Annotated in this window: 7 protein-coding genes; 6 read left to right on the top strand and 1 reads right to left on the bottom strand. The window is 57.5% G+C overall.

The window, feature by feature from the left end:
- Positions 1 to 693 (bottom strand): 7-cyano-7-deazaguanine synthase QueC, encoded by a 693-nt coding sequence (gene queC, locus MTX35_RS13455; protein ID WP_243595460.1) that lies wholly within the window; start codon positions 691 to 693, stop codon positions 1 to 3.
- Positions 694 to 1,679: 986 nt separating this feature from the next.
- On the opposite strand from queC, the gene dbpB (MTX35_RS13450) reads away from it, so the two are divergent.
- From dbpB (MTX35_RS13450) to MTX35_RS13425, 6 genes are all read left to right on the top strand, one after another.
- The gene (dbpB, locus tag MTX35_RS13450; RefSeq protein WP_243595459.1) at positions 1,680 to 2,822 is read left to right on the top strand and encodes a DGQHR domain-containing protein DpdB; all 1,143 of its coding nucleotides are present in this window, start codon (positions 1,680 to 1,682) and stop codon (positions 2,820 to 2,822) included.
- The gene (gene dpdA / locus MTX35_RS13445; RefSeq protein ID WP_243595458.1) at positions 2,819 to 4,060 is read left to right on the top strand and encodes a tRNA-guanine transglycosylase DpdA; all 1,242 of its coding nucleotides are present in this window, start codon (positions 2,819 to 2,821) and stop codon (positions 4,058 to 4,060) included. The genes dbpB (MTX35_RS13450) and dpdA overlap by 4 nt, the downstream gene beginning before the upstream one ends.
- A complete protein-coding gene (dbpB, locus tag MTX35_RS13440) occupies positions 4,053 to 5,147 on the top strand; it encodes a DGQHR domain-containing protein DpdB (protein ID WP_243595457.1) in 1,095 nt (364 codons plus the stop codon). The genes dpdA and dbpB (MTX35_RS13440) overlap by 8 nt, the downstream gene beginning before the upstream one ends.
- Positions 5,148 to 5,699: 552 nt before the next feature.
- Positions 5,700 to 8,933 carry a protein DpdE gene (gene dpdE / locus MTX35_RS13435; protein ID WP_243595456.1) on the top strand — a complete coding sequence of 1,078 codons (3,234 nt, stop codon included), beginning with the start codon at positions 5,700 to 5,702 and terminating at the stop codon, positions 8,931 to 8,933.
- Positions 8,926 to 11,493, top strand: coding sequence for a protein DpdF (gene dpdF / locus MTX35_RS13430; RefSeq protein WP_279395926.1), 2,568 nt, complete (start codon positions 8,926 to 8,928; stop codon positions 11,491 to 11,493). Before dpdE ends, dpdF begins: the two co-directional genes overlap by 8 nt.
- A gap of 1 nt (position 11,494) precedes the next feature.
- Positions 11,495 to 12,361, top strand: coding sequence for a hypothetical protein (locus tag MTX35_RS13425; RefSeq protein ID WP_243595454.1), 867 nt, complete (start codon positions 11,495 to 11,497; stop codon positions 12,359 to 12,361).
- Positions 12,362 to 12,363: the final 2 nt, after the last annotated feature.

The raw sequence follows: 12,363 nt of genomic DNA, 5'->3' as shown, positions 1-12,363 counted from the left end.
CTAGACCGCCTGGTACTCGAGTGGGTCGCTAGAACCGGCATCTGCAAACCCTCTCAGTCGGAGCAGGCAAGAGTCGCAGTGCCCGCAGGGCCGCCCTGCACTGTCCGGGTCATAGCAAGACGAGGTCAGTCCGTAGTCGACTCCAAGAGCCAGACCGGCTTCGACGATCTGAGCCTTGGTCATTTTCATCAACGGCGCTTGAATCTTGAGGAGGTTACCTTCAACTCCGGCACGCGTGGCGAGATTGGCCATGGTCTCGAAGGCCTCGATGTACTCGGGACGGCAGTCAGGGTAACCGGAGTAGTCCAGTGCGTTCACGCCGATAAAGATGTCTTTGGCCCCGACAGTTTCTGCGTAAGCAAGGGCGAAGGACAGAAAAATTGTGTTTCTTGCTGGCACATACGTCGACGGGATCTCGTCGTCAGGAAGTTCCTCGGGGGAGTCGTGCTTGGGGACGGCTTCGTCAGATGTCAACGCCGACCCGCCGAATACGCGGAGGTCGATGTTCGCCACCACATGCCTGACCGCGCCATATACCTTGGCGACACGTGCGGATGCCTCCAGTTCGATGCTGTGCCGCTGGCCGTAACTGAAAGACAGTGCGTAGGGGTCATAACCTTGGTGCTTAGCCATGGCCAGTACCGTTGTCGAGTCGAGTCCGCCGCTCAGAAGTACGACTGCTGCCTTTGCCATGTGGCTCCCTTGTTGTCCCATCTTGATGTGTGGCCTATCTTAACTACATCATGAGCATATCGCGAAAGCATGTAGTTTCTGCATCGGTAGATCGGAAGTGGCGTGGAAAAACTGACACTCGTCGTCAACTGCACTGAACGTAAGTCGGTTCGCCCCAGCGCAAACACGAGCGTTCGAAACCTACCGGCAGGGTCTGTCACCGAACGGGTCGAAGAGTGGTCACGGCGACTGAGGTCCGAACCAGCGCAATCGTCACTGGATGACCTCTACAAGGGCGAAGCGTGGGCTCAGGTCAAGGAACTACGACGAGAGATAACGGCCAGCGGCGTCGAGGTCGATCTGCTGGTCGCATCCGCTGGACTGGGTTTGCGATCTGTTGCGGATCGAACTCCGTCCTATGCAGCGACCTTTGCGTCGAGCCAGCCTGACTCGGTTGTGTCCAACCCGGCGGAGTCTCAGGACTGGTGGGCGCTTATCAACTCACTTGACTCGGCCTCCAAGTTGAACGAGGTCGGTTCGAGTCCGGTTCTGTTTGTACTCTCTGATGGGTATGCGCGCGCGATTCATCAGGATCTGGTTCGTGTCGCAAGGAAGGGCGCTGACTGCTTGATCGTCGGCGGTTGGAAGGACGTAGATGGCATGTCGCGAGTTCCGGCAGACCGAGCGCTGCGGTCAGCTCTCGGAGGGACAGTCAGTAGCCTCAACCTCCGTATGGCGCGATCTTGGTGGGCGCAGAGAAAGTCTTCGGCGCTCGTTGGACCAGACGACCACGAAACATGGACCAGGTGGCGTACTTCGGTTCGGGTAGTCGAGTCATGGGGACGTCGCCCCGCGACAGACAGAGAATTGTCAGACCTTGCTGCAACCCTCAAAGAGAGCGACCCGACCATGTCGGCGTCAAGGGCGCTGCGAGTGGTGCGAGACTCGGGGATCGCTTGCGAGCAAAAGCGCTTTGGCCAAATCTTCCACTCGGCAGGAGTTCAGTGATGGGTAATCAGGCCCCCGAGTGGATACATCGCCGTGCTCTGAAAATCGAGCAAAGCCCAGGTCTGTCCGTCTACCTCTTCGCGCTGGCCGCCGAAGACATCGATCTTGTTGCCGATGTTGCACGCATCTCACGTGATGATGCTGGAAAACTGATCGGTTACCAACGGCCGGAGCGGAAGACTCATGTCAAGCAAATATTGGACTACCTCAACGGTGCAGAAGTTCTGTTTCCCAACGGAATAATTATGGCGCTCCCTGACTCGATTCGATTCAAGTCGAGCCGAGGCCCGGGCGCGACGGATGGCCTGTCAACAGCAGGGACGTTGGAGATTCCGATACCGGCCGACAAGAACGACCCGAGGCCCGCGTGGATCGTCGACGGCCAACAAAGGAGCCTCGCGCTTTCTCGGACGTCGAACAAGTCGTTGCCGGTACCTGTTGCTGCCTTTGTAGCGACGTCGCTCGCCATGCAGCGAGAGCAGTTTCTCCGTGTCAACACTGTCGCGCCACTTCCGTCGAATCTGGTAACCGAACTCCTGCCGGAGGTGTTCGCCGCGCCTTCTCCTCGCTTGTCAGCGAAACGCCTCCCGTCTGCCCTGGTCGACATGTTGAACCAAGACCCGGCGTCTCCTTTTCGTGGGTTGGTCAAGCGAGCTTCGACAGATTCGGAGACTCGCAAGATCAGCGTCATTACTGATACCAGCTTGGTTGACGCTCTGAAAGAGTCCCTGGAGAGCCCCTCTGGTGTTCTATTCCCGTACCGGAACGTTGCAACCGGACAGACCGACACAGAGGGCATTCGGCACCTTTTGCTGACCTACTGGTCTGCAGTGAAGGCGACATTTCCTTCCGCTTGGGGGCAACCTACAACCAAGTCTCGACTCATGGGCGGAGTCGGGATCAGGGCGATGGCCCGTTTGATGGACCGGGTGATGCCGCAGGTCGATCTGAAGTCACCAAGTGCTCAGGACCAAGCTTTCAACGAAATCGCGCGCGTAGCGCACAAGTGTCACTGGATATCTGGAACGTGGGAGGAATTGGGCTTGCCCTGGAACGAACTGCAGAACACTCCTCGTCACATCTCCGCGCTGTCCAACTACCTGGCACGCGTGTACGTGGATGCAAGGACGGTCGACCAGTGAAGTTCTATTTCCCGGACAGCCAGGATCTGGTCAGCCCGAGCTATGATTTCAAGCGCGACGAGTACTCGCCACTCAGGGTCAGGCAACGTGACGACAAGTACGCGCACGAGGTCCTGACGAAGCCGGCCTACCAGGGTCTCCTTGTCTCAAAAGCAATCGTGGACGGTTCGGTTGGCGGTGTTGGTAAATACACCGGTGCTCAGCGGCAGCGGTTGTTCAGACTAGGCGTGCGAGGTTTTTTCCGGTTGCCCGACGACGTTACGACGATCGGAGATTGCGGGGCGTTCTCGTACGTGAACGAGCACACTCCGCCGTACACCACAGATGAGGTCTTGGACTTTTACGAGGAATGCGGCTTCGACTCGGGCGTGAGCATCGATCACGTCATTCTGGGCTACCAAAGGCCGGCCATGATCGCGAAGCCGCCTCCGCCGGAGTGGGTCGAGAGACGAGAAATATCCCTCAAGAACGGTCTCGACTTCATCGACAACGCGCGCGCTCGAAAGTCGACTGTCGAACCAGTCGGCGCCGCGCAGGGATGGGATCCTGAGAGTTACGCCGATAGTGTGCAACAACTTCAGTCGTTCGGCTACAAGCGGATCGCGCTCGGCGGCATGGTTCCGCTGAAGACGCCAGACATACTCGACTGCTTGATGAGTATCGACGAAATCAGGAGCACAGACGTCGAACTGCATCTCCTCGGCGTCACTCGGTTCGAGGCAATTAGCAAGTTTGCTCGCCTTGGAGTCACGAGTTTCGACAGCACGTCGGCGTTTCGTCAGTCATTCATGGACGACCGGGACAACTATCACACCGATACCGGTGCGTTCACTGCGATTCGGGTCCCTCAGGTCGACGGCAACTTGATGCTCAAGCGTGCAATCTTGTCCGGACAAGTTTCTCAGGCGCAGGCAATACGGTCAGAGAGGTCCGCCCTGAAAGCACTGCGCGAGTTCGACGTCGGTACATGCACTCTGCACCACGCGCTAGAAGCGCTTGCAGAGTACGAGGAAGTGATCGCAGTCAAGAAAAGTTACCTGACGCTCTACGAGGAGACTCTCAGTAGTGCTCCTTGGAAGTCATGCCCCTGTGGTCTGTGCGAGAAGCATGGAATCGACATCGCCATTTTCCGCGGAACCGAACGCAACAAGCGCCGGGGATTTCATAACTTGGCCGTCCTCGCAGCCAAGATGAAAACCCTCCCGAAGCCCATTAAGAGGAAGACGACCAGTGTCTGATCAATACGAGATCACCGTCCCCGCACTTGAAATCAACCAAGGAGATCGAAAGATCTATTGCTTCGCGGTCGACGGTAAAGACCTGCTCGACTTCACGGCTGTGTCACGCATTGGACGGTCGGAGGGCATCTTGCGGGGATACCAGCGACCAGAAGTGCTCAGCCATATTCGCGCGATTCAGCGCTACCTTGAGTCCCCCGGGGCGATGCTTCCGAACGCAGTCGTGCTGGCCTTCGACAAACGTGTGGAGTTCACGCCCTATCGCAGGCGCAGTCCTGTTGCGTACTCGACCCCGGGCGAACTGGTCATACCGGTGGACCTCACTGAGTCGGAGTCACAGAAGCCAGCACTACTTGTCGACGGCCAGCAGCGCACGGCCGCGATACGCGACGCAGATGTTGAGTCTTTCCCGGTCGCGGCTGTGGGCTTCCTGGCGGATGGCGATGACGAGCAACGCTCGCAGTTCATCTTGGTGAACAACACCAAGCCGCTACCGAAGGGACTGATCCACGAACTCCTGCCCGGCGCAGTCGGACACTTGCCGCCCCGCCTGGCTAAGCGGCAACTCCCTGCTCAGGTTATGACTCGATTGAACGTCGATGAGGACTCGCCGTTCAGGGGAACGATCTCGACACCCACATCGCCGGACGGTTACATCAAGGACAACAGCGTCCTGAAGATGATCGAGAACAGCCTGTACGACGGGGCTCTCTACCAGTACCGAGATTCCGAGACCGGACTCGGCGATGTGGACCAGATGGTGCTCCATCTCAAGCTGTTCTGGACAATCGTAGAGAACACGTGGCCGGTGGAATGGAAGTTGCAGCCTCGCAAGTCGCGACTTACTCACGGCGTCGGCATCCAGTCACTCGGGTATGTCATGGACGCGACCACCGAAGGAACGCCCGTCGAGATGGTCGTAGATTTGGGTCTTGACAAAACGCTCGCTTTGCTGGACGAGGTCGTCGCGTGGTCCAGTGGCACCTGGAAACTTGGCCCACAGGACGAGCGCAGGTGGAACGGTCTCCAGAACACACCTAACGACGTGAAATTGTTGACGAATCTACTGCTTAGGGCGCTTCGTTAACTGGCAGAACGTATGCGCATTCGACCGGGTCGGTTACTGCGCGGAGAGTTGGGCAACCGCTGACCGAACGTCTGGCGGGTCTCCTAGGGAGCTTAGAGCGCAAAATCACCGGAGTGATAGATGTCCTGATTAGTCGCTAGGTCCTCAATATCGGAACCGCCGGGGCGTGAATCTCTGGCACGTCGAGTCCTCGGATTGCTGCGAGGCCGCAAAATTCTGTCCGGTGCTGCGATCGAATGAGATGTAGCGGATAGGAAACCGTCCGCAGCGAAGCCGACGTTCGCACTGAATGGATTCCCTTAGGGCTATCACAGTTCCACAGGCTTGTCCACAAGTCCCGGTGTTGCCAGTGGTCAAGACGTGGCCTGAGTCGAGACCCTGGTCCTCGGCTTCGAGGCATTTGGATCTGATATCCCAGGCCTCGCCTCCGCTTGTAACGAATGCCACGTTGTCGCCGAACTCCTTCCAAAGTGCTTTGTTTCGAGAACATCCTTTAACCGTACGGATAGGGTGTGAACCAAGGCCCGAGCAGTCCAGAAGGAGCATCGAATCTTGGCGTTGCGTATCGGACAGATGGTCACCTACCCCACTTCTCCAGGCATCGGCCGGGTCGTCGAAGTGAACGGGACCGAAGCGAAGATTGAGCACTTCGAGTCCGCCGCTGAGCCTGTTGCCAGATCACTGTGGCGAAACGTGGCAGACGTTCGGCGCGTGCGCCTTGGCAAGCAGACCCGTGTCTATTTTGAGTCCAGCGACGGCCGGTGGAGAACGGGCCGTGTTGTTGGTGACGACGACCTGGGTGTCTACTACGTTCGAGTGCCGAATCGTCAGTGGGATATTGATATTCCAGAGAGCGACCTGCGGGTACGTTGGGAAATTCCGCCGAAGGATCCACTCCAGGTTCTGTTGAGCGGAGCAAACGAGACCCCGCTATATCGCGATGCGCGCGAGCCAGTTCGAGGATTGCTGCTGGCCGAGCGGGCAGCAACAGGTTCGGCCACCGGCATCATGTCGTCGGGTGTGGAGATCCACGCCCATCAGGTCAGTGCTGCTCTGCGGATCATTCGAGACCCCGTGCAGCGCTACCTACTGGCAGACGAGGTGGGGATGGGCAAGACCATCCAGGCCGGTCTAGTGATGCGACAATTGCTCATCGACGACCCACGACGCCGGATTGGCATCATCGTTCCGGATGCCCTAATTACCCAATGGCGTTCGGAGTTGCTCGGGAAATTTTACCTAGATGACTTTGCGGACGAGGCTGGGGAATTGCCATTTGAAATACTTCCCCACAGCGCGCCACACCAATGGAAACAGTTACAGGGCGTGGACTTGCTAGCAGTTGATGAGGCGCATGTCCTAGTCCGAACCGAGTCGCGGACTGAGTCGCCTTACGTAGAACTCGCAGACTTGGCACACGCGATTCCTCGCGTTCTGATGCTGTCAGCGACACCTTTTTCTCGTGGAGTCACAACGCATCTTGCCTTGCTGCACCTGCTGGACCCGCGATTGTTTCGGTGGGAGGACAAAAAGGGTTTCGAGAAACTACTCACTGCTCGGCACGAACTTGCCCTCGCAGTCTTCGGCCTCGACGAGGAACCTGACCCCGACAACATAGAACTGCTGGAGCTGCAGTTCGAGGAGGTTCAGAGACTGCTGCCCTCGGATGACACACTGCGAGATGGTATGGAACAAGCACTGATGGTGGCGCGTACGGCAGGCGGGAATCCCGACGCCGTCGATCTGGAGGCGTTGAAGAGTGCTGTCGTCGCGGTCCGAACGCACATCTCCGAGACGTACCGGTTACATCACCGTGTTATCAGGAACCGCCGGCACGCGATTGAGAAGCAGAAACTAGACGACGAGGGCTTACTCGCACCGTTCGAACTAACTGGAAGAACTCGCCCAAAGGTCATACGCCTTGAGAGTGAGGAAGCCTCGGCGGGTGCGAATGCGGTTGCCGATTGGTTGAACCTTTGTGCTGCCAAAATCATCGACAATTCACTCGATCCGGTGCCCTACGGCAGGATCCTCAGCGTGCTTGTCTCCCGTGTCGGAGGTTCGGTGGAGGACCTCCGGAATGCTTTGCGATATCGACTCACTGGAGCTAACGACGACAACCTCCTGCCCCAGGAAAGGGCGATCCTCAATTCGACGGAAGTCTTCGCATTCGAGGCCGACATCTTCAATACACTCGGCAGCGTGAGTCCGGACGCGGTCGAGGTGCTCGCGGATGCCATTGGAAAACAATGTCGCGGGAAACTTCGCGCAGTCGTATTCTGCGGTCGAGGCACTGTTGCTGCTGCACTGGTCGGCCAGCTGCAAAAAAGGACAATCAGCGCCTACGGCCATCTTGCAGACCAGATTGAAATGGAGAGAGAAGTCGCCACCGCCAGATGGCGCGCCAATGGTGGCGTACTTGTCGTCGACGAGAGTGGGGAAGTTGGCCGTAATTTTCAGGAATCAGATCGTGTTTTCCACGTCAGATTGCCAGCAAATCCCAACAGCCTCGAGCAGCGGATAGGCCGCGTCGACCGGTATGGCCGCCACAGACCCGCTCAACAGTTCATCATCGCGGATCTCGACCCGGACGGACTGCTGACTGCCTGGGCCAAACTCCTCGCGTCCGGATTTGAGGTCTTCAGTACTTCCATCTCGGCGTTGCAGGAGGCGGTCGATGATCTCGCCGGCGGTCTGTGGACATCGGCGTTGACGGACGGGCTTGAGGGATTCGCTGACCAGCAGAATTCCATAGTCGAGGTATTGCGTCTGGAGAAGCGGCGCGTCAATGAATTGGATGCCTTGGAGTCCGGGTATGGAGTTCGTACCGACGGCGAGCAGATGGCACTTGCAATAGGTTCGTACGAGAACGACACGCTGGCTATTGAATCGAATTTCACGAAATTGATTGTAGGGGCGGAAGGTTTTCGTTTGACGCAAAAGTCGAATGCAGACGGCAGTTCGACGTTTGATCGCGATGTTCGAGACACGCCTTTGTTGAGTCCTCGATTGCAAGGGAAAATCGACACATCTATGGAGAGTCGCACAGGTTTCTTCGACCGTGGGGAGGTCGTGAAGAAGCCGTCGCGAAGGATTTTTCGTCGAGGCAACCCGTTCATTGATGGGCTTGAGGAACTTCTGGGTATCGACGACCGAGGGCAAGCCGTGGCGATGTGGCGCCTAAACCAGCGCTGGACTGCTGATCCCATGATTTTCTTCGGATTCGATTTCCTCATCGAGGCGGACCTGCGACCAATGCTTGAACTATTGAAAGGGCAACTTGAGGTCGAACCCATCGCGCGGCGTCGCGCGGATGCAGCACTGGCCCCGCAACGTCGCCGTGTTTGGATTCCTGCTCATACCCTTGCACCAGTGTCTGATCCAGAATTTGCAGAATATCTATCGCGACCTTATAAGAAGGGTCCAGACCAGAATCTCAACTCGGACCGGATTCGCGCGTTGCACTCTCTACTGGGCGGCGAGCGCAATTTGGAACCCGTTGCCAATAGTTGCTTCACGGCGGCGAGGGAGAATGTTGGGAAGGTGATAGATGCTGCTGGAGCGGCCAAGTTCGCTACGCACCGAATTCGCGCGGAGACTGAGGTGGTTCTTGCTCAAAGTCGGGCGCGCGCTAAAGCGGGCGGTTTAGTCGCTGATACATCTTCACTCGACGATGAGGTTGCCATCGGGCGTGCACTCGAGGCCGGCGTTTCGGAACCCGCGATCAGCCTGAGCGGCGTGAGTTGTGTTGTGGTTTCGCCGAAGTCGTGGGTCGATTATGTCTAGAGACGACATGGTATCCGCCCAGGCTGCCCTGACCGCCTGGCCGGGGGAGGCTCCGCTTCAACCCTCCCGGGTGATCAGCGACGCTTGTCGTCGTCTTCTCGACGCTATAAGCGGCATGACCGACAACAACTCTGGTTGGCGGGACGTGGCTGCTCTCGTTCGCCAGGTACTGCTGACAAGCGGAGTGACATACGGTGGGAATCCGTCCCTCGCCGTCCCGAACGATGCCATTTGGCCAAGTCCAGAGCAGTGGGAAGAGATCAATTGCACGTCTTCGCCGTTGGATGGCGGAGGTTGGTCCATCCGCGCTCTCGAGTGGAGCCCACCATCCTCGATGGATCCTACCGAGGACGAGCAAAAATTGGCCGCGCGGCAGGTGTTTGACCTGTACCGAGACGTAGAAATCAAACGAACTGGATTGCTCGACCCGGACCCGTTTTGGAAAGAGGCGCACGGTTACTCGACGTACCGCGGTCAGACGCAGCGTCAAGCAGCTCGTGCTGCGGTTCTGAATGACGGTGGCGCAGTGCTGGTCTCGTTACCGACTGGGCGCGGCAAAACTGCGATCGCCTGGTCCAAGGTGTTGCTGACGACCTCAGGGGTGACCATCGTTGTGGTTCCCACGATTGTGCTCGCCCTCGACATGGAGCGGCGAACATCGGATACCGCCAAACGTCTCAATCGTAGACTCAGCCCCCACGCGCGGTACGCCTACATCGGATCGCTGGACCCTGACGACAAAAAGCAGCTTCGCGAAGCAGTTCGTTCGGGAAACCAGCGACTCCTGTACACCTCGCCGGAGGCCTTCGTGTCGAGTCTTGCACCGGCCATCCTGGATTGTGCACGTGCCGGCAATCTGCAACAGATCGTGATCGATGAGGCGCACCTCGTGGATCAATGGGGATCTGACTTCCGTTCAGAGTTCCAAACCATGCCTGGACTGATAAGGGACGCGCACTCGTCTTCACCGGAGGGTAAAAAACCATCCGTGCTGCTGCTGAGTGCCACGCTCGCCCAACGCGCAGTCGATGTGATATCTAAGCTATTTAGTGTCGGAGGCGCTGAGGTAGACCTGGTGTGGGGTTCGGAACTGCGCACGGAACCCGCTTACTTTGTTGCCTCGCACGAAGACGAGCAGTCACGCCGGGATGCCGTGTTGGAGGCCGTCAGCCAATTGCCGCGGCCATTGATCCTCTACACGAGCAAGGTCGCTGATGCCGAGGACTGGGCCGATCGACTCCGCACTCACGGCATGCTTCGGGTAGCCAGTGTGACTGGTAAGACGGGCGAGAATGCCCGACGTACCGTCATGGAACGCTGGCGTGGCGTGCAACCTTCTGGGCAATATTCCAGGACGGGCCTGGATGTCATTGTTGGCACGTCGGCATTTGGTCTTGGTCTTGATATGCCCAATGTGCGCACTGTGATCCACGCGTGTCTACCCGAGACGATCGATCGTTACTATCAGGAAGTTGGTCGCGGCGGGCGTGACGGGAGGCCATCCGTCGCCTACCTGTGCAGCGGGCCTGGCGACCGAGAAATCGCGAAGACGCTGAACTCAATCACGATGATCGGCAACGAACGTGGGTGGGAGCGCTGGCAAAGCCTTCTCAGCACGGGGGAGAAACTAGGTGGTCTTCGATACCGTGTACGTAAGAGTTCCCTCCCGAAGTATTTATCGGAAGGATTCGGAAGGAGCAGACGCTGGAATATTCGAACACTGACCCTGATGGCGCAAGCTGGGATTATTCAATTTAAAGTACCGCAGTGGAGTCTGACGGATGGTGCCAGCCCAGAGGAAGCCGAGCAGTCACGCGATGCGTTCTACAGTGAAGTTGAGGATTTGCTCGAGTTTGAACTTCTCAACGGAAATTTCTTGTCGCATGACGCTTGGATTCGACAACTTGGAGATGTCCGAAACAAGGTCGACGAGGCACAGCGACGTGCGCTGAGTACGGCGCTAGATTTGCTTGACGGAAGCCAATGTATCGGCAGGATGATCGCGCGTCACTATCAGGTCTCGCACGCCGGTGGAATATTGCGAACTCTCCCGGTCTGTCGCGGTTGCCCATCGTGTCGCCGTGCGCCGGAGACGTCCCCTACCCAACCCGTAGAGCCAAGTCCGCTACTGCCGACTCCGCACGTTTTGAAGGATCCGCTGGCAGAGTGGCGCGCAGGCAAACCTTCCTTATTTGTGTGGTTTGAAGACGGTGCCGACTTCGAACCACTCCTTGTCCGCTTGGCCCAACGCAACCTGCGGGTGTTCGCCGGACTGAAAACGGATCGAGCCAACAGACTTCAACGCTCTGTGCCGCAGACTCCAATCATTCTCGATGACCCCAATGCAGTTCACACACTGGCGGAGACGTATCAGGGCCCTATGGTTTTTATCGTTGAGAACGGAGAGATCAGCAGTGCGATTCAAGACCGAATAAATTTCGGCCTAATTTCCTATATTTTGGGGCCAGTTTCAACAGATAACCCTTACAAGCCTGGTCATCTCTTGCGTGATACCGGTGATCGCAGCATATCTGCGGATGCCCTGATAAGGAGTTTGTGACGTGGACGTTCTCAATCCGTCTCCAGCGCTTTGTCTACCCCAGGCCATGTGGCTTGTCTATCGCGTCGTGAAGGCAAAGTCGGACCTCGGGCGAGACGATGTTCTTGATCTAGTGACGCCAAGGTCGATGCGATCTGCTGCGCCCATGCAGGGGGCGCATGCCCAGCGTGCTTTGGCAGCATTGCAAGAATTTGGGATGGTGCATGAGACTAAGGGTTGTCTTAACACGGCCGACGAGGTTACCGATGCGCGGTCGTTTCTGCGTGTGTTGAGAAGGCGTTTGGTACTGCCTCCATCCTCGATCGGTGAAGATTTTGTGGGTGCGCCAGACCTGCGATCCGCTCTAGTCTGGTTGATGCGGCAACCCCCAATGACCGCCCTGCACTATGCGGTTAATGTGCAGACCAACATGCCCGAGGGTCTATTCATCAACGACACCCGATGGAATGGATTCCGGTGGTGGAGTCAAGCACTCGGGTTTGGGCGGGAGGCTATCAAGATCCTCGATCCCACTCACGACTCGAAAGCGAAGATTTTTCCTGATCCGTCGGTTGCAGTGATAGACGCATTGCAGCATCCGTTTGGCGACCGACTTCCGCGTGGCGAGCAGATACCGGTGGCGACGGTCTTAGAATTCTTACGTTCGGAAATCCCCGTTCTCCCCGGAGACAGTAGCGCGACGTATGACGGCTTCCAGGAAGATGGTCAACCGGCAAACGCTGCTCTTGGGTTGGCCTTGTCGACGGCGGAGCAGCATCAACTTCTGACGATGGGCTATCAGTCGGACCCTTCTGGCGTCCTCGCGTTACCGGACGCGCAAAATTTTCGTATCAACCGTTATGTCTCTCACGTAACTATTAAGGTATGACG

The organism is Rhodococcus sp. ARC_M12 (genome assembly GCF_022810385.1).
GTDB classification, from domain to species: Bacteria; Actinomycetota; Actinomycetes; order Mycobacteriales; family Mycobacteriaceae; genus Rhodococcoides; species Rhodococcoides navarretei.
This window is presented reverse-complemented; position numbering and strand designations above follow the sequence as displayed.